Source organism: Micromonospora sp. DT231, from assembly GCF_049847025.1.
Taxonomy (GTDB): domain Bacteria; phylum Actinomycetota; class Actinomycetes; order Mycobacteriales; family Micromonosporaceae; genus Micromonospora.
The window spans coordinates 71,512-88,892 of the sequence record NZ_JBNCNO010000012.1 but is presented as its reverse complement, the minus strand read 5'-3'; the positions used below and the strand labels follow the sequence as shown (position 1 = coordinate 88,892).

Sequence of the window (17,381 nt, the reverse complement as noted above, 5' to 3'; positions counted from 1 at the left end):
GGTGTCCGGCTGGGTGCCGGGGGTCCTCGGTGGGTCGGGGCCGGCCCGGCCCGCCCCTTCGGGCGGGGCCGGCGCGGCCGGACCCACGTGGTCGGGCCCCGACCAGCCCCTACGCCCCGGTCGGCTCGTCGAGCAGGTGGTCACGGAGGGCGGCGAGCTGCTCGTCGGTCACCCCGGCGTGCCGCAGGTACGCCTCGACCGAGCCGTGCCCCTCGCGTAGCTCGTCGAGGAAGAGCTGCATCGCCTCGGCGGGCGAGGCCAGGAACGGCGCCGGCACGTCCACGCCCTCCGGGTTGATCGAGGCCAGCCAGGCACTGTATCGGGCCGACGCCTCGCTGCTGAGCGCGTAGTCCGCCGTGATGTCCGCGTCGTCGACGCCGAGCACGGCGAGGGTCAGCGCACAGACGATGCCGGTGCGGTCCTTGCCGGCGACGCAGTGCACCACCACCGGGGCGGTCGCGGAGTCGGCGATCAGCCCGACCGCCTCGGCCAGCCCGGCGGTGCCGGTCTGGGCCAGGTCGGCGTACCGGTCCGCGAGGTAGCGGGCCAGGCTGGCACCCTCCTCGTGCGGCACGTTCGCCCAGTCGGCGTGCTCCGGGTGGATGTTGCGGTAGGTGAGCCCCTGATATGCCGGCACCCGCCCGTCCCGCTGCACCTCGGTGGGGCGGCGCAGGTCGATGACGGTGCGGATCCCGATCGCGGCGAACGCGTCCCGGTCCTGCTCCGTGAGGCGGTGCAGCGAGTCGGACCGGAACAGCCGGCCCCGGCGTACGGGTCGGTCGCCGTGGCCGAGACAGCCACCGACGTCGCGGAAGTTGAAGGTGGCGGGCAGTGTGGTCTGGTGATTGTCGTCGATGGCGTCCACGGTCACACGGTAACGGCCGGTGGGGAAAACACCCCACCGGCCGTCGGGTCGAACAGTCACCGGGCCGTGCCCGGCGGAAGAGCCCCGTACGTCTCGTCGTAGTAGCCGCCCAGCTGATCCCGGTAGCTCGGGTCGCTGTGGCTGCTCTCGTCGTACTCGGGGGCGGCCTTGATCTGGTCCCGGGTGCGGTCGACGGAGACGATGCGCTGGTCGTGGTCCACCTGGTTGACGGTGCCGGCCGGCAGCATCACCTTCTTGCCGAAGATCCAGGTGCCGGTGTCCACCACCAGGTAGCTGCCGCCCACCTCGTGGCTGGCACTGTCGATCTTGCCGACTCCACCGTCGCTGGCCTCGACCTTGTAGCCGACCAGGTCGACGTCGGCCACCCCGGTCTGATCCCGGTACCGCCAGGGGTCGAACGTGCCGGCTGGCGCGCCCCCGGCCACAACGCCCTGGTCACCGCCGCGCAGCGGGTCCGGCCCGGCGTGCGTGGCGTGCGGATCGATCCTGTCCATGCCGTTCACTCCTGACTGTCGCCGATCGTCTCGGCGTAGGCGGGTTCGTCGTCCCCGCAGGAGCTACCCGGCCATCGGGGACCGGAAACGGCGAGCGGCCGAGGGCCGCGGGTGCGGCGACGGGCCGCGGGTGCGGCGACGGGCCGCGGGTGCGGCGACGGGCCGCGGGTGCCGCGACGGGCCGCGGGTGCGGCGACGGGCCGACGCCGCGAGGTGCGGTGCCGGCCCGTCGGGGCGTGCCTGCTCAGGCCAGGGCGGCCTCGGCGTCCAGGGTGACCGCCGCGGCGTGCACCACTGCCGAGATCCGCAGGGCCTCGTGCACCTGCTCGCGGGTGAAGCCGCTGGCCCGCAGCGTCTTCTCGTGCGACTCCAGGCACACACCGCAGCCGGTGATCGCCGACACGGCGAGGCACCAGAGCTCGAAGTCGCCCTTGTCCACGCCGGGCCGCGCGATGATCTGCATCCGCAGACGGGCGGGCATCGAGGCGTACTGCTCGTCGCCGATGAGGTGCTTGGCCCGGTAGTAGATGTTGTTCATCGCCATGATCGCGGCGGCGCCCTTGGCCGCCTCGACACCCTCCGGCCCGAGGTGCCCGAGCGCCTCGGCCGCGATCTCCCGCAGCACCACCTGGTTACGAGCGGCGACCGCGCAGGCCAGCGCGGTGCCCCAGGTCTGCACCGGGGTCAGCGTCGAGGTGCCGACCGTGGAGCCCAGGTTGAGCCTGATGTCCTTCGCGTACTCGGGCAGGGCCGCCTTGACCGCGTCCAGACCCATGCTCAGACCCCGGCGGCGGCGAGGAGGGCGTTGGCGTCGAGGGTGTCGCCGCCCTTGTTCCAGTTGCACGGGCACAGCTCGTCGGTCTGCAGCGCGTCGAGCACCCGCAGCACCTCGGAGACGTTGCGGCCGACCGAGCCCGCGGTGACCATGGCGAACTGGATCTCGTTGTTCGGGTCGACGATGAAGGTCGCCCGCTGGGCCACGCCGTCCTCGCCGAGCACGCCGCAGGCGGCGGACAGCTCGCGCTTGATGTCGCTGAGCATCGGGAACGGCAGCTCCCGAAGGTCCGGGTGGTCCTTGCGCCACGCGTAGTGGACGAACTCGTTGTCCACGGACGCCCCGAGGACCTGTGCGTCCCGGTCGGCGAACTCGCCGTTGAGTCGACCGAACTCCGCGATCTCCGTCGGGCAGATGAAGGTGAAGTCCTTCGGCCAGAAGAAGACCACCCGCCACTTGCCCTCGTGGGACTTGTGGCTGATCGTGTCGAACGCCTTGTTGGCGTCCAGAGACACGCAGGCGGTGAGTTCGTACTCGGGGAAGCGGTCACCGACAGTGAGCACAGGTCCTCCTTCTAGGCGGCACGGTGGCCGTAACTTGATCCGTTCCAGATACTTCCGCATCACTGTTGTGGCCGGTGGGCGGCCTGGGAGCGTGTGAAGCCGATCACCGGCGGCGGATCCGGGCCGAGCCCGCAGGGTGGCAAGCATGCGACACCCTCCGTAGTGGTCCCGATATATGGATTGTTCTTCCCACATTCGGCGGTGAGTGGCAGAGTGGCGACCGTGAGCAACACCTTCCTGATTATTGCGACCTAGCGCGCCGGCCCTCCCCTCCGCCGAGCGCGCAGACCTCCCGCACCCGCGGGAGGTCTTTTTGTTGCTCCGAGAAAGGATCCTGATGACGTTCCAGGTCTACGACACGACCTTGCGCGACGGCGCCCAGCGCGAGGGGCTCACCTACTCGGTGATCGACAAGCTGGCGGTGGCCCGGCTGCTCGACGAGTTCGGCGTCGGCTTCATCGAGGGCGGCTGGCCGGGCGCGGTGCCCAAGGACACCGAGTTCTTCCGTCGGGCGCGTACCGAGTTGGACCTGCGACACGCCGTGCTCGTCGCGTTCGGCGCCACCCGCAAGGCAGGTGTCGCGGTCGCCGACGACCCCCAGGTGCGCGCCCTGCTGGACGCGCAGACCCCGGCGGTGGCGCTTGTCGCCAAGGCCGACACCCGGCACGTCGTGCGGGCGCTGCGCACCACCGGCGCGGAGAACCTGGCGATGATCCACGACACCGTCAGCCACCTGGTCCGCGAGGGCCGGCGGGTCTTCGTCGACGGCGAGCACTTCTTCGACGGCTACCGGCACGACCCCGCGTACGGCGCCGCCGTGGTGCAGACCGCGCTGGCGGCCGGCGCCGAGCGGATGGTGCTCTGCGACACCAACGGCGGCATGCTGCCGTCCCAGGTGACCGCCGTGATCGGTGATCTGACCGACAAGCTGGGGATCGACGCCGGGCTGCTCGGCATGCACGCGCAGAACGACACCTCCTGCGCGGTGGCGAACACGATCGCCGCCGTGGAGGCGGGTGTCCGCCACGTCCAGGGCACCGCCAACGGGTACGGCGAACGCCCCGGCAACGCCGACATCTTCGCGGTCGTCGCCAACCTCCAACTCAAGCTGGGCATGCCGGTCCTACCGGAGGGCTGCCTGGCGCAGATGGTGCGGGTCTCGCACGCCATCGCCGAGATCGCCAACATCGCCCCCGACACCCACCAGGCGTACGCCGGGGCCGCCGCCTTCGCCCACAAGGCGGGGCTGCACGCGAGCGCGATAAAGGTCGACCCGTTGCTCTACAACCACGTGGACCCGTCGGTGGTGGGCAACGACATGCGGATCCTGGTGACCGAGATGGCCGGCCGGGCCAGTGTCGAGCTGAAGAGTCGTGAGCTCGGCCTGGACCTGGCCGACAGTCCGGAGGCGCTGACCCGGGTCACCAAGCGGGTCAAGGAGTTGGAGGCCGGCGGCTGGTCCTTCGAGGCCGCGGACGCCTCCTTCGAGCTGCTGGTCCGCTCCGAGTTGCCGGAGGGCAGCCCGGCTCGACCGTTCACTCTGGAGTCGTACCGGGTGCTCGTCGAGCATCGCGAGGACGGCTCGGTGGTCTCCGAGGCGACCGTCAAGATCCGGGTACGGGGGGAGCGGGTGATCGCCACCGCCGAGGGCAACGGCCCGGTCAACGCGCTCGACGAGGCGCTGCGGGTGGGGCTGGCCCGGCACTATCCGCAACTGCGCAGCTTCGAGTTGGCCGACTACAAGGTGCGCATCCTGGAGGGCAGCCACGGCACCGGCGCGGTGACCCGGGTGCTGCTGGAGACGGCCGACGGCACCGGCCGCGACTGGACGACTGTGGGCGTGCACCCCAACGTGGTCGAGGCCAGCTGGCACGCCCTGATCGACGCCCTCACCTACGGCCTGGCCCCCACCACTGTCTAACCCCCACCCCAACACCCTCGCGATCTTGCACTTTGTGTTGTCGATGTGCGGCTTTCGCCCGCTTACGCCGGAACAGAAAGTGCAAGATCGCGAGGGCGAGGGCGAGGGCGAGGGCGAGGGCGAGGGCAAGGGCGAGGGCGGGGGTGGGGTTAGGGGGTGGGGAGGGTTACGGTGGCCAGGACGGGGCGGTGGTCGCTGCCGGGCAGGGCGAGCACCTGTACCGCGCGGACCGCGATGCGGTGGTCCACCAGGACGTGGTCGATGGTGACAGGTGGGATGAGGTCACCGTCGTACGGGCCCCAGGTGCCGGTCAGGCCCTCGCCGGTGGCGTCGGCGGCGTCCACGTAGCCGGTGCGCAGCAGGGCGCGTAGCGGACCGTGGTCGAGAGTGGCGTTGAAGTCCCCGGCGAGGATCTGCAGGCCACCGTCCGGGGTGGCCGGAGGTTGCGCGGTCAGGTCGGCGCGCCAGTTGCCGACCTGGTCCAGCGCGTACGGGGCCGAGGGGTGGGCCGACTCGACCCGTACCGGGGGTGCGCCGGGGACGGCCACCGTCGCGTACGCCTGGGTGAAGCCCCAGCCGTTGAGGTTGTGCCGGAGGCCGACGTCGCTCAGCGGCCACCGCGAGTAGACCCCGGAGCCGGGCGTGCCGATCGCCGCGTTGAGCTGCCGGTGTGGCAGCAGCCGGTCGAGGCCTGCCTGATCCAGCGCGGTCTGCGCCTCGGGCGTGAACTCCTGCACGGTGAGCACGTCCACCCCGTGCCGCCGGACCAGCTCGACAAGCGTCCCCGCGTCGCCGGAACCGGCGAGCAGGTTGGCGGTGAGCAGCCGCACCGTCGGCCCGGCCGCCGCGGGCTGCGGGGCGTCCAGCGCCCGAGGCGCGACCACGCCGAGCAACGCCACCGCTGTCAGGGCCGCGACCGCCGCCGGCCACCAGCGCCGCAGGGCGAGTGCGAGGGCCAACGGCAGCACGCTGAATCCCGCGACGTACGGCGTGAAGGCGAGCGCCTGCACCAACGGCCCTCGGTCCAGGCCGATCAGCCGGACGGCGGCCCAGAGGGCGGTCGGCGCGACCGTCAGCCAGCAGAGCACCGTGCCGAGCCGAGCCGAGCGGTACCACCGTGCTGCGGGCGTGGGCGCGGGCGGCCCGTCGACGATCATGACGGTGATCCTAGTGGGTACGCCGAAACCGTTTCGTGAATGGCGACGCGTTCATATTTCACTATTATCTGACGGCTGACTGACAAGTCGACAAAGTGAGATCAACTATTGACGTTAGGCTTTTTCCGATGCTACGTTCCATCTGACTTAAGCGACGCAACTCTGAGTAGTAATCCCAGCTCAGACGGGATGTAGATCGTTCCGAAATCAATCTCACCAATTGTCAGTGAGTGAGGTTTCCCGGCACCCCAGTGTCGTCGTCCGCCTATTCATGGGCAGTCATCCGTCCCGCCCCGCGGGTCGGCCGAATTCGCACGGTCACACAAGGGGGACCTGTCATGGAAACATCCTTCCGACGCAAGGCGGCAGCTGTCACGTTCGCTGTCCTGGCGCTCACCCTGGTCGGTGGGGGGATCGCCGTCGCCCAGCCGTCGGCGAAGGCGCCGCAGGAGGCCGTCAAGCCGGCGGCACGTGAAACGAACAGCCAGCCGCCGGTGACCGCCGAGTCCGCACGCTCGGCGAAGGCCGCGCTGAAGACCGGCGGGGTCACCACGATGGCCGCCGCCACCTGGTTCACAGTCGTCAACGCCAACGGCACCAAGGCGCGCGGCACCGGCACCGTGATCAAGTACGGCCCCGGCCAGTACGAGGTGCAGTTCGGCTACAACGTGTCGGCGGGCGCCTTCCTGGCCACCATCTCCCGACACGACTCCTGCTGCATCCCTCCGGGTGGTGAGGTCGGGGTAGCACCGCGACTGAGCACACCCAACGGGGTCTACATCGAGACCCGCAACTCGGCGGGAGTGCCGACCGACCGGGGCTTCACCCTGCTCACCCACACGCCCTGACCGAACCGACGCCCGACCCCCGCGCCCGGTGCGCGGGGGTCGGATGCTGTGCACCCGCGCACCGCCCGACCGCGGTGGGCGGCTCGCCGCCGTGCTGGGCCTGATCGACTCGACGTCCGGGAAGTCGGGGTGTCCTGGGTAGGTGGACGGCCCGGTTTCCGGAAAATCGAGTCGATCAGGCGTTCTCGCGGCGCCTCGCGCCGATCGTCATGCTTGCGTGCGACTCATCCCCGTTCCGGCCCCTCCGGGCCGGTCCGGGCCGCACAATCCGACGTTTGCCGAGGCCCCGCCCAGGGAAGCAAGCACCGTGACGGACATCTCGGACACCCTGGCCAGCATGCCCACCTCGGTCGATCCCGAGCCGACCGGCGTCGAGCTGGAACAGACCCTCTTCGAGGTCAAACGCGTGATCGTCGGGCAGGATCGGCTCGTCCAACGCCTGCTCACCGCATTGATCGCCAACGGGCACTGCCTCCTGGAGGGCGTACCCGGGGTGGCCAAGACCCTGGCCGCGCAGACTCTCGCGACGGTCGTCGGCGGCACCTTCTCCCGGATCCAGTTCACCCCGGACCTGGTCCCCTCCGACATCGTCGGCACCCGGATCTACCGGGCCTCCAAGGAGACCTTCGACATCGAACTGGGCCCGATCATGGCCAACCTGGTGCTGGCCGACGAGATCAACCGCGCCCCGGCCAAGGTGCAGTCGGCGCTGCTGGAGGCGATGGCCGAACGGCAGGTCTCCATCGGCGGGCGCAGTTGGCCGGTCCCGCAACCGTTCCTGGTGCTGGCCACCCAGAACCCGATCGAGTCCGAGGGTGTCTACCAACTCCCGGAGGCGCAGCGCGACCGGTTCCTGATGAAGGTGGTCGTCGACTATCCCAGCGACGCCGACGAACTGGCGATCCTCTACCGGATGAGCACCGACCGGCCGACCCCGCGTCCGGTGCTCGACGCGCAACGACTGCGGGCCCTCCAGTCCCACGCCGAGAGGGTGTTCGTCCACCACGCGTTGGCCGAGTACGTGGTGCGGCTGATCCTCGCCACCCGTGACCCCGGCCGCTTCGGGTTGCCGGAGATCGCCCCGCTGTTGGCGTACGGCGCCAGCCCGCGGGCCACCCTCGGCCTGGTCGCCGCCGCTCGGGCCCAGGCCCTGCTGCGGGGGCGGGAGTACGTGCTGCCCGAGGACGTCCGTGACCTGGCCGTCGACGTCCTCGCCCACCGGCTGGTGCTCTCCTTCGACGCGGTGGCCGACGGGGTGTCGGCCGAGAGCCTGGTGCGCCGGCTGGTCGAGGCGGTGCCACCGCCCCGGCTGGCCACCGGTCACCCACAGCAGACGCCGGACCTGGCGGCGGCATGAGACGAGCGACCATCGCGCCGGCTGACCCGGGCCTGGCCGAGTTGTCCCCGGACCAGCGGGTCCGTCGCCTGGAGCTGACCGTCACGCGCCGGCTCAACGGGTTGCTGCACGGCCAGTACCGCGGCCTGCTGCCCGGACCGGGCAGTGAACCCGCCGGCAGCCGCGAGTACCGGCCGGGCGAGGACGAGGTCCGCCGGATGGACTGGGCGGTCACGGCCCGCACCGCCGTGCCGCACGTCCGCCAGGTCGACGCCGACCGGGAACTGACCACCTGGCTGCTCGTCGACGGCAGCGCCAGCATGGAGTTCGGCACCGCCGAGCTGGACAAGCGGGAGCTGGCCGTGGCCGCGGTCGCGGCGGTCGGCTTCCTGACCGCGGGCGTCGGCAACCGCCTCGGCGCCCAGGTGCTGCGTGCCGACGGGGTACGCCGCTTCCCGGCCCGCAGCGGACGTACCCATCTGCTCGCCCTGCTCCGCACGCTGCTCGCCGCCCCGCGTCCCACCCAGCCCGGCGACGGACCGGGGTGGAGGCCGCCGGATCTGGCCGACGGTCTCGACGCGCTGCACCGGATCGCCAACCGACGTGGCCTGGTCGTGGTGGTCTCCGACTTCCTCGACGGCCTGCCCGACGACCCTGGCCAGCCGGCGCCCTGGGAACGCACACTGCGCCGACTGGCCGTCCGGCACCAGGTGCTGGCGATCGAGGTCACCGACCCGCGTGAGCTGGAGCTACCGGACGTCGGGCTGATCACGCTCGTCGACCCGGAGACCGGCCGTCGCCGCGAGGTGTGCACATCGGACCGCCGGCTGCGCGAACGCTACGCCGAGGCGGCCGCCGTCCAGCGCGATCAGATCCACGAGTCGTTGCGCCGCAGCGGGGCCACCCACCTGCCCCTGCGCACCGACGGGGACTGGAGCGCCGACATCGTCCGGCACGTGCACGCCCAACGTCGACTGGCCGCCGCGCCGGTCGGCCCCGCACGGGGAGGTATCGCGTGACCTGGCAGTCGCCGCTGCGACTCTGGCTGCTGCTCGGGGTGCTCGCCCTCGTCGGCGCGTACCTGCTGATGCAGCGCGGGCGCAGCCGCTACGCGGTCCGCTTCACGAACCTGCGGCTGCTGGACCGGGTGGCGCCGGAGCGGCCCGCCTGGCGTCGGCACGTACCGGCCGGGCTCTTCCTGGCCATGCTGGCCCTGCTGGTCGTCGGGTTCGCCCGCCCCAGCGCCGAGGTCCAGGTGCCCCGGGAGCGGGCCACGGTGATGGTCGCGGTGGACGTGTCCACGTCGATGCTCGCCACCGACGTGGAACCGGACCGGCTGGCCGCCGCGAAGCAGGCGGCCCGACGGTTCGTCGAGGGCCTGCCCGACGAGTTCAACGTGGGTCTCGTCGCGTTCGCCGGCAGCGCGGCCGTGCTGGTGCCGCCGGGCACCGACCGGGACGCCCTCGACGAGGGGATCGGCCGGCTCGCCGAGGGGATCACCGGCGTGCAGGGCACCGCGATCGGCGAGGCCATCAACACCTCCCTCGGCGCGGTCAAGAGCCTGGACAGCGAGGCCGCGAAGGAGACGCCACCGGCCCGGATCATCCTGCTCTCCGACGGCGCCAACACCTCCGGAATGGACCCGATGGAAGCGGCGGCCGAGGCGGTGACGGCGGAGGTGCCGGTGCACGCCATCTCCTTCGGGACCCCGTCCGGGTTCGTCGACCGCGGCGGACGGCCCATCCAGGTGCCGGTCGACGGGCAGACCCTCAAGGCGGTCGCCGAGGAGACCGGCGGGATGTTCCACGAGGCCAGCACCACCGACGAGCTGAAGGCCGTCTACGACGACATCGGCAGCTCGGTCGGTTACCGCACGGAGCGGCAGGACGTCTCGGCACGGTTCATCGGCCTGGGACTCGTCTTCGCGATGGGCGCCGCCGCCGGCTCGCTGCGCTGGTTCTCCCGCCTGCCCTGACCGCCGCGCACCACAGTCGTCGACCGTGAGGAGTACGCATGGCAGTACAGACCGGACTGGGCGAACCGCGCGGTCCCTGGTTCATCTCACCGGAACTCGACCGGGACGGGCGCGGGTGGTGGGACACGCCCGAGCGTGACCCGGGCGGGCGCAGGCCTCGACGGCTGCTCGCCGCGCTGGCCGTGGTGGCGCTCTCCACCGTCTCGGGCGCCGTCGCCGGTGGCGTGGTGGCCGCCCGGGACGGGACTCCCGGCCCCGCTGCCGCGTCCGCAGCCCCGGTGCCGGCCGAACTGGTCACCGCGGCCGAGCGGACCGTACCCGGGGTGGTGTCGGTGCTGGCCGGCAGCACGTCGGCCGGGTCCGCGACCGGCTCGGGCTTCGCGGTGGACGACCAGCAGCACCTGATCACCAACGATCACATCCTCGCCAAAGGCGGTGGCGGGCCGGTCACCGTCGAGCTGCCCGACGGCCGCCGGTTCGCCGCCGAGGTGGTGGGCCGGGAGCCGCGCAGCGACCTGGCGGTGCTGAAGGTGCCGGCGGCGGCCGGACTCACCCCGTTGCCCATGGCCAAGCCGGGTGCGACACGTGTCGGCGAACCGGTGCTCGCGGTGGGCTCGCCACTCGGTCTGGCCGGAACCGTCACCGCGGGAATCGTCAGCGCGTTGGACCGCGAGGTGCGGCTGGGCAACAACCGGCACCGCGCGGTGCAGACCGACGCGTCCATCAACCCCGGCAACTCGGGTGGGCCACTCGTCAACGCCCGTGGGGAGGTGGTCGGGGTCAACACCGCCATCGCCACCATCGACGGGAGCGGCTCGATCGGCATCGGGTTCGCCATCCCGATCGACCAGGTGCAGCAGACCGCCGACACGATCATCGGCAAGGGCGGCTGACCTGCGCGGACGGCCGACTGCCAGGCAGTGTGTCGGATATCCGGCCGGACGGCATCGGGCCATGGAAATATTACTGTCGGTATGGATACTGGCGGAGGTGGAGCGTCCTCTTCTCGCGGTCCTCCTGCTGGTGGGCCTGGTCATCGGATGTGCGGTGGGGTCGGCGTACGCCCGGGCACGACGCGGGTGGAACGACTACCAGACGGTCCGGAAGTCGGTGCCGGGCGCCCGTCGAGGCGCCTGGTCGCTGATCCGTGGGGCCGCCGTGAAGGCCGGGGTGATCGCGCTGCTGCTCTTCGGCGCGGTGGCGTACGCGGCGGTCGGGTCCGACGAGGAAGCCGCCGGGCCGGCGCCCAGCCAGTCGCCGACGCAGAGCAGGACTCCGCACCGATGACCCCCGGCGGGTCGTCTCGGGTTAGCCTCGGGGCGTGGACGACGGACTGCGGGTGACCGATCGGTGGATCGTTCCCGCCGGGGAGCTGCGGGAGCGCTTCTCCCGCTCGTCGGGGCCGGGTGGGCAGGGTGTGAACACCGCGGACTCCCGGGTCGAGCTGAGCTACGACGTGGCCAACTCGCCGGCCGTGCCCGAGTGGCTGCGGTCGCGGGCACTGGACCGGCTGGCCAACCGCCTGGTCGACGGGGTGCTGACGATCGCCGCCAGCGAGCACCGGGCCCAGTTGGCCAATCGGGAGGCGGCCCGCGAACGCATGACCGCGCTGCTGCGGGAGGCCGCCGCCCCTCCACCGCCGCCCCGCCGGGCGACCCGCCCGTCGCGCGGCGCGAAGGAACGCCGGCTGGCCGAGAAGAAGCGCCAGTCCCAGCGCAAACGCGACCGCCGCGCCGACGGCGACTGATCAGACGGGTCGAGGCGCTTGTCGCTGTGGTGACCGCGGGCTCTCCCCAGAATCCGCGTCGCGGACATCGGCTGCCGCCGCTGACCCAACGCGGCAACGGCGCGCCTCGTCCTCAACCCTTTTCCAGCTGGCTCAGCGCCGACGCTCCCCAGCCGGTCGGGTCGGCGCCGGGGGGCACGAAGGCCAGGGTCTGCCAGAGCACCACGATGTCCCACCACGCCGCCTCCACCGAGCTGAGGCGGCGTACGGACTCATAGCCGGCGCGGAACTGCGCGTGCACCGCGACCGGCACCGGGCCCCAGTCGTGATAGCGGGTACCGAGCAGGACCGCCGACCGGGCTGCCTCGACGACCCGGTGGTCGGCCCGGGCCTCCTCGAAATCCAGAACCGCGACGATCTCGGTTCCGACGCACAGAATGTTGGCCGCCCGGAAGTCGGAGTGCAGGAGTTGCCGTGGCAGCGGGTCGGCGGGGGCGGCGGCGACCAGAGCGCGCAGGGTGTCGCGGACGGCCGCTGGCACCTGCTCGGCGCATGTGTCGAGCCAGTCGAGGACCCGAGCCGCCAGCGGCTTGGCGGGGACGGAGTCGGTGGAGGCGGCATCCGGGTCGGGATACGGGCAGGCGGCCAGCGCCTCCTGTAGCCGCGACAGGAGCGCGCCGGCTGCCCGTACCCGGGCGGGATCGGCGGTGTCGAGGAGATCGCCCGCGATCACCCGCTGCAGACCGATCGAGACGTGACCGGCCTCGACCTGAAGGCGGCCGTCCCGCGCCGGGACGGGCGCCGAGACGGGCAGGCCCTGGTCGTCCAGCCAGCTCGTGAGACGCGCGATCGCCGCCAGCCGCGGGAAGCGGTCGGCCACCACCGACCATTTCGCGAGCATCCGTCCGGCCGGTGTGCCGACCCAGGCGAGCGCGTTGCCGCTGCTCATCACGATCCGCTCGCAGGAGTCGACCCGAACACCCCAGTGCTCGTCGAGCGCGTCGGCAACCCATCGGCCGGCCGACTCGCCGTCGCTGAAGCCGAACCTTTCCGCCAGCGTGTCGCCGGGGTCGTGTGCCTCCCACAGCATCTCCAACGCCGGGACATGCGATTCGACCATGGGCGATATCCCACCACACCGTGCCCACGGTGTCAGCCCAGCCGACGGCTCATCGTCCAGCACGCCACCGCGAGGTTCCATCACCCGTCGCACCGCACCGAGTGGACCGAGCCGGGCTCGTCGACGACGACCTGTCGGCCGTGGCCGACCTGCTCGTCGACGTCTGCGTACCCGCACGGCCGGGTGAGTCGAGCCTTCGGTCGGGCCGGGACGGCGGCGAGCAGCCGGTCGCGCAGCACCGCGACCCGGTCGGCGAACGCCCGCTGCGCCGCCGCGTACTCCGCCCGACCGTCCGGAGTTTCCACCCGCATCGGCGGACAGCCCAGCGCCGCGAGGTCGTACGGGTTGGCCCGTGAAGCCCTTCAAGGGGTCATACCACCCGTGCCGCTGGCTCCACTGGGTCGAGCAAGGCCGCGCAGACATCGACCAGTCGGGAACGCAGATGGCCGGCACGCTGTGAGAACTCGCGCTGCCGCGCGACGTACTCGGCCTTGCCCTCAGGAGTCTCGATGGCTACTGCCGGTTCCCCGTACGAGGAGAAGTCGTACGGGGATGCCCGCATGTCGAGTAGCCGGATGTCCCTCGCCAACTCGAAGCAGTCGAGCGCCAGTTCCCCTGGAACCGCAGGTCCCAGCTTGGTTGCCCACTTGTGGCAGTCCATCGAGGCGTGCAAGCAGCCCGGCTGGTCAAGCTCTACCTGGCTCTCCCTCGTTGGTTGGAGCCGGTTGAGGCTGACCGCATCAGGGGTGAAGAACCGGAACGCATCGAAGTGCGTGCAGCGGATCTGGTGAGACTCGACTACCGCGTCAGTTCCCTCTTGCCCAAGTCGCAGGGGGAGTGGATGCCGATGTTCACGTTGGCGGTACACCATTGCCCACTCATGCAGGCCGAAGCAGCCAGTGAAGGCTGGTCGCGACGCGATCGCGGACAACAGTCGATGGATAAAGCGCACTGACTCGCCCCGGTCGGCGAGGAACGCTGTGACGTCGAAGCTCACGACTCCGTCCGCGTCAGTGGCGTACCAACGCCACTGTCGGTGTGGGGCGGGGCCGTTCGGTCCGGGCTCCAAGGAGATGCCCACGCCCGGGTGCCAGCGTCGGAGCACGGAGGGCCTGGTGCCGTAGTAGTCGTACAAGAAGTCATCGATCGCGTGGCGTTCCCTCGTGGCCTTGCGGGCGCGGTGGCCTGCGGTGAGGGAGTCCGTGCGCTTCTCGTGGGCTTCCAACAGGGGGAGCCAGCTTGTGACGGGGGTGCTGCTCAACGGTTCGGGCCCTTGTTGTCCGCTTCGTGTCGCTTGCATACCCCCCACCTCTGAGAGGTGCCTGAGTTGCGCTTACGCAGGTCGGCCACCGGGTGCCGCTCGCCGCGCCGCCGGCGGGCCAGGTGCGGGGTCAACCAGACGTCCACCCGCTCCTCGTGGGCGCGCCGGCGGGCCTGCCACCGCGCCACGTCGAGCACGGCGGGGGCGAGGGCGGCGGTCACGCACCCCAGGGTACGACCGCCGCCCGCGCGCCCGGTCAGGGCATGTGCACCCGCACACCCGCGGAGAACACCCCGCTGCGCAGCTCCAGCTGCTGCGGTGGGTCGCGCCCGTCGACGGTGAAGACAAGCGGCAGCACCGTCCGACTGCCCGCGGCCATCGGGTCGGCGAAGACGTCCCGACCCAGGTTGGCCGCCCGGGTGGCCGACTCGTCGGTGCTCACCCAGCGCCCTCCGGGCAGGTACGCCCGTTGCAGTTGGCCGTGCCAGGGTTGGTGGTCGCCGGTGACGTTGCGCACACCCACGGTGGCCTGGCAGCGCCGACCGTTGGCCGGTGCGGCACCCCCGCCGTCGGCCGTCCCGGGCGCGCCGCATGACATCCGGTACACGGTGAACTCGAACGCCGACTCGCGAAGGGGCACCCCCACCGGCCCGGTGACACCGGTGCCCGTCCACGCGCCGCTGGTGGGCTGCTTCTGCGTGTCGATCGCCGAGACCCGCCGGGTCGCCGTCCAGCCGGCGGTGGCGACGATGCCCGCGAGGACCGCCACGGCCGCGCCCACCACCAACCAGACCGGCGGGGTACGCCGACGCCCCGTCGTACCCGGGGCTGCCGGGCGCGGATAGATCGTTCCGCGACCACCGTCGGGTCCGCCCCGGCTGGCAAGCGCGCTGGCGGTGACCCGGCCCGCGCGCCGACGTCGCCACACCCACACCAGGGCGGCGCTGATCAGCAGCAGGACCGCCAGTCCGGCGAGCAGCACCGGGTACCGACGCCAGGGCGGCGCCTGACCGATCTCGGCCGCCGGTGCCGCCGCCGCGTTCCAGGTGGCCGTGGCGCAGTCGTACGGCCGGGTGCCGTCACTCGTGAACGCGCAGGCCGGCGCGGTCAGCGGCTGGCCGGGCGCGGTCGTGGCGAGCGCGGTGCCCAGCGTGGTGCTGCTGTGTGCCGGCAGTCGCAACCGCCACGTCACCTCGGTGGTGGACCCGCCCGCCTGGCTGGACCGGCCACCGGCGCTGATCGCGGTCGGCGACGACCCGGGCGGCAGCTCCTGCCGCACGGTGGTGTCCACCGGGGCGTTGCCCACGTTGCGCACCTGGATCCGGTACCTCGGTGCGGGGCTGGTCTCCGGCGCGACCGCCACCGTGACCTGCTGCGGGGGCGCCGACGCCGGTGCCCGCGACGTCGGCGCCACCGCCGGTGGCGCCGACGGTGGGGTGGGCTCGGCGGACACCCGCGCGACCACCGCGACCGGTGGGTGCGCGGTCTGTCCCGGCACCCCGGTCGGCGCGACGCCCGGTCGGGTCGCGGCGCCCCGGGGGCGTGGTGTGGCATCCGGCGGTCGGGTCGCCTCGGCCGGTGGTCGTGAGGTGGCGGTCGCGGCCGGTGGCCGCGGCGCCGCCGACGCCTCCGGCGCCGCTGCCGGCAGGGCTGGCACGGCGGCGAGGATGCCGAGGCAGTGGACGAACACTGCGAGGGCTCTGTGGTGTCGTGTCGATGCAGGCATACGAACGAACCTCCGGAGCCGACGCTAGGGGCGAGCCGCCTCCGTGCGGGTACGAAGTCGGGAACCCCACCCCGGTCACCTCCTGCTCCGGTAGGGTGCCGCGCGCTGACGGGTTGCGCACACCTGACGGCCGGTCCTGGCCGGTGGAGGGGTCGGCGGGGCTAGATTGGCCGGGTGCGTATCGCTCGTTTCGCCCATGCCAAGGGAATGTCGTTCGGAGCCGTCGAAGGCGAACCGGAGGCCGGGCCGCAGGGCCTGACCATCGCCGAGATCGAGGGCCACCCGTTCGGCAACCTCACCTTCAGCGGGGCCCGCTGGGCCCTCTCCGACGTCCGACTCCTCTCGCCGATCCTGCCCAGCAAGGTCGTCTGCGTCGGTCGCAACTACGCCGACCACGCCGCCGAACTCGGCAACGACGTGCCCAAGGAGCCGCTGCTCTTCCTCAAGCCCTCCACCTCGGTGATCGGCCCCCGGGACGCCATCCGCCTGCCGATCTTCTCGAAGCAGGTCGAGCACGAGGCGGAGCTGGCGGTCGTGATCGGGGCGCCGGGGGCGCGCCGCGCCGACCGGGCCGCCGCCGAACGCGCCATCTTCGGCTACACCTGCGCCAACGATGTGACCGCTCGGGACCTCCAGCGCTCCGACGGGCAGTGGACCCGGGCCAAGGGCTTCGACTCGTTCTGCCCGATCGGCCCGTGGATCACCACCGGTCTGGACGTGTCCGACCTGGAGATCCGGTGTGAGGTCGGCCGCAATCCGGACGAGATGGAGGTACGCCAGCTCGGCCGCACGAAGGACATGGTCTTCGACGTGGTGGGCCTGGTGTCGTACATCTCGCACGTGATGACTCTGCTGCCCGGCGACGTCGTTCTCACCGGCACTCCGGCCGGGGTTAGCCCGCTCGTCGAGGGGGATACGGTCACCGTGCGGATCGAGGGCATCGGCGAGCTCACCAACCCGGTGGTGCCTGTCGTCTGATCCGTTGGATGCCCCCGTTTCCGCAGCTCACAGGCGTTTCGGGGGGATCCGATTTGGCCTGCCGGCACCGGGAGGGTAAAGTTCACTCCCGGCACCGCAAGGGGCCAATGGGGTATGGGGTAATTGGCAGCCCGACTGATTCTGGTTCAGTTAGTCTAGGTTCGAGTCCTGGTACCCCAGCGCTACCGGTCATTCGCGAGAATGCCGGACGCTGGATTCTGACGGAGTTCGGCTCCGCCCCTCCGGGGGCGGAGAGTGACCTTCGGTAGAGTGCAGCTCCTCCGCCCGTGAGGGTGGGGGAGCGACAAGTGGTTCTGGCCCCGTCGTCTAGCGGCCCAGGACGCCGCCCTCTCAAGGCGGTAGCGCCGGTTCGAATCCGGTCGGGGCTACATCGTGCACAGCCCGTCTCACCAGGTGAGGCGGGCTGTTTCGTGTCCGCCCGCTAGACCCCGCGTGCGACCCCGCACCCCGCGCTTGTGTCCGGGTACGGTGCCGCTAGACTACAGCCGCACCGCTCGCGAGGGCGGTGAACAGGAAAGTTCTGGCCCCGTCGTCTAGCGGCCCAGGACGCCGCCCTCTCAAGGCGGTAGCGCCGGTTCGAATCCGGTCGGGGCT

General features: G+C 71.7%; 19 protein-coding genes and 3 tRNA genes. 12 read left to right on the top strand and 10 right to left on the bottom strand.

Annotation, left to right across the window (positions count from 1 at the left end; all coding sequences use genetic code 11):
• Window positions 1–109 precede the first annotated feature (109 nt).
• The 4 genes from ACPXBU_RS26380 to ACPXBU_RS26365 form a co-directional block, all read right to left on the bottom strand.
• Entirely contained in the window at window positions 110–865 is a 756-nt protein-coding gene (locus tag ACPXBU_RS26380; RefSeq protein WP_425760100.1) for a tyrosine-protein phosphatase, read from the bottom strand.
• A 56-nt stretch (window positions 866–921) separates the two neighbouring features.
• Window positions 922–1,380, bottom strand: a complete 459-nt coding sequence (locus ACPXBU_RS26375; protein WP_393372773.1) for a PRC-barrel domain containing protein — start codon at window positions 1,378–1,380, stop codon at window positions 922–924.
• Between the two features lie 244 nt (window positions 1,381–1,624).
• Window positions 1,625–2,155: a carboxymuconolactone decarboxylase family protein gene (locus ACPXBU_RS26370; protein WP_393372775.1), complete on the bottom strand. Its 531-nt coding sequence runs from the start codon at window positions 2,153–2,155 to the stop codon at window positions 1,625–1,627.
• Between the two features lie 2 nt (window positions 2,156–2,157).
• Window positions 2,158–2,718, bottom strand: a complete 561-nt coding sequence (locus ACPXBU_RS26365; RefSeq protein WP_393372778.1) for a peroxiredoxin — start codon at window positions 2,716–2,718, stop codon at window positions 2,158–2,160.
• Window positions 2,719–3,055: 337 nt separating this feature from the next.
• Here ACPXBU_RS26365 and cimA point away from each other — a divergent pair, with 337 nt between their 5' ends.
• On the top strand, window positions 3,056–4,639 hold the full coding sequence (gene cimA, locus ACPXBU_RS26360; RefSeq protein ID WP_393372781.1) for a citramalate synthase: 1,584 nt from the start codon (window positions 3,056–3,058) through the stop codon (window positions 4,637–4,639).
• A gap of 149 nt (window positions 4,640–4,788) precedes the next feature.
• Here the strand turns inward: cimA and ACPXBU_RS26355 are convergent, their stop codons facing one another.
• Window positions 4,789–5,727, bottom strand: a complete 939-nt coding sequence (locus ACPXBU_RS26355; protein WP_425760220.1) for an endonuclease/exonuclease/phosphatase family protein — start codon at window positions 5,725–5,727, stop codon at window positions 4,789–4,791.
• Window positions 5,728–6,134: 407 nt separating this feature from the next.
• Here ACPXBU_RS26355 and ACPXBU_RS26350 point away from each other — a divergent pair, with 407 nt between their 5' ends.
• The 7 genes from ACPXBU_RS26350 to arfB all read left to right on the top strand — a co-directional run bounded on the left by ACPXBU_RS26350 (window position 6,135) and on the right by arfB (window position 11,702).
• Window positions 6,135–6,644 (top strand): hypothetical protein, encoded by a 510-nt coding sequence (locus ACPXBU_RS26350; RefSeq protein ID WP_425760099.1) that lies wholly within the window; start codon window positions 6,135–6,137, stop codon window positions 6,642–6,644.
• Between the two features lie 307 nt (window positions 6,645–6,951).
• Entirely contained in the window at window positions 6,952–8,001 is a 1,050-nt protein-coding gene (locus tag ACPXBU_RS26345; RefSeq protein WP_425760098.1) for an AAA family ATPase, read from the top strand.
• On the top strand, window positions 7,998–8,999 hold the full coding sequence (locus ACPXBU_RS26340; RefSeq protein WP_425760097.1) for a DUF58 domain-containing protein: 1,002 nt from the start codon (window positions 7,998–8,000) through the stop codon (window positions 8,997–8,999). The genes ACPXBU_RS26345 and ACPXBU_RS26340 overlap by 4 nt, the downstream gene beginning before the upstream one ends.
• On the top strand, window positions 8,996–9,955 hold the full coding sequence (locus tag ACPXBU_RS26335) for a VWA domain-containing protein (protein ID WP_393372792.1): 960 nt from the start codon (window positions 8,996–8,998) through the stop codon (window positions 9,953–9,955). Before ACPXBU_RS26340 ends, ACPXBU_RS26335 begins: the two co-directional genes overlap by 4 nt.
• 38 nt (window positions 9,956–9,993) lie before the next feature.
• Window positions 9,994–10,848, top strand: coding sequence for a S1C family serine protease (locus ACPXBU_RS26330; RefSeq protein ID WP_425760096.1), 855 nt, complete (start codon window positions 9,994–9,996; stop codon window positions 10,846–10,848).
• Between the two features lie 97 nt (window positions 10,849–10,945).
• Window positions 10,946–11,242, top strand: a complete 297-nt coding sequence (locus tag ACPXBU_RS26325; RefSeq protein ID WP_425760095.1) for a hypothetical protein — start codon at window positions 10,946–10,948, stop codon at window positions 11,240–11,242.
• Window positions 11,243–11,276: 34 nt separating this feature from the next.
• Entirely contained in the window at window positions 11,277–11,702 is a 426-nt protein-coding gene (arfB, locus tag ACPXBU_RS26320; protein ID WP_425760094.1) for an alternative ribosome rescue aminoacyl-tRNA hydrolase ArfB, read from the top strand.
• 112 nt (window positions 11,703–11,814) lie between these two features.
• On the opposite strand, the gene ACPXBU_RS26315 is transcribed toward arfB, so the two are convergent.
• From ACPXBU_RS26315 to ACPXBU_RS26295, 5 genes are all read right to left on the bottom strand, one after another.
• Window positions 11,815–12,801: a phosphotransferase gene (locus tag ACPXBU_RS26315; protein ID WP_425760093.1), complete on the bottom strand. Its 987-nt coding sequence runs from the start codon at window positions 12,799–12,801 to the stop codon at window positions 11,815–11,817.
• Between the two features lie 80 nt (window positions 12,802–12,881).
• Entirely contained in the window at window positions 12,882–13,112 is a 231-nt protein-coding gene (locus ACPXBU_RS26310) for a hypothetical protein (protein WP_425760092.1), read from the bottom strand.
• Between the two features lie 59 nt (window positions 13,113–13,171).
• Window positions 13,172–14,101, bottom strand: a complete 930-nt coding sequence (locus ACPXBU_RS26305; RefSeq protein WP_425760091.1) for a 3-methyladenine DNA glycosylase — start codon at window positions 14,099–14,101, stop codon at window positions 13,172–13,174.
• The gene (locus ACPXBU_RS26300; protein ID WP_425760090.1) at window positions 14,059–14,283 is read right to left on the bottom strand and encodes a hypothetical protein; all 225 of its coding nucleotides are present in this window, start codon (window positions 14,281–14,283) and stop codon (window positions 14,059–14,061) included. The genes ACPXBU_RS26305 and ACPXBU_RS26300 overlap by 43 nt, the downstream gene beginning before the upstream one ends.
• 35 nt (window positions 14,284–14,318) lie before the next feature.
• Complete coding sequence (locus ACPXBU_RS26295; protein WP_425760089.1) at window positions 14,319–15,788, bottom strand: hypothetical protein; 1,470 nt, start codon at window positions 15,786–15,788, stop codon at window positions 14,319–14,321.
• Between the two features lie 174 nt (window positions 15,789–15,962).
• Here ACPXBU_RS26295 and ACPXBU_RS26290 point away from each other — a divergent pair, with 174 nt between their 5' ends.
• The 4 genes from ACPXBU_RS26290 (at window position 15,963) to ACPXBU_RS26275 (ending at window position 17,381) form a co-directional block, all read left to right on the top strand.
• Complete coding sequence (locus tag ACPXBU_RS26290) at window positions 15,963–16,766, top strand: fumarylacetoacetate hydrolase family protein (protein ID WP_393372808.1); 804 nt, start codon at window positions 15,963–15,965, stop codon at window positions 16,764–16,766.
• A 108-nt stretch (window positions 16,767–16,874) separates the two neighbouring features.
• Window positions 16,875–16,946: transfer RNA gene (locus ACPXBU_RS26285), tRNA-Gln, on the top strand.
• A gap of 136 nt (window positions 16,947–17,082) precedes the next feature.
• Window positions 17,083–17,155: transfer RNA gene (locus ACPXBU_RS26280), tRNA-Glu, on the top strand.
• Window positions 17,156–17,309: 154 nt separating this feature from the next.
• Window positions 17,310–17,381 (top strand) — tRNA-Glu (locus ACPXBU_RS26275).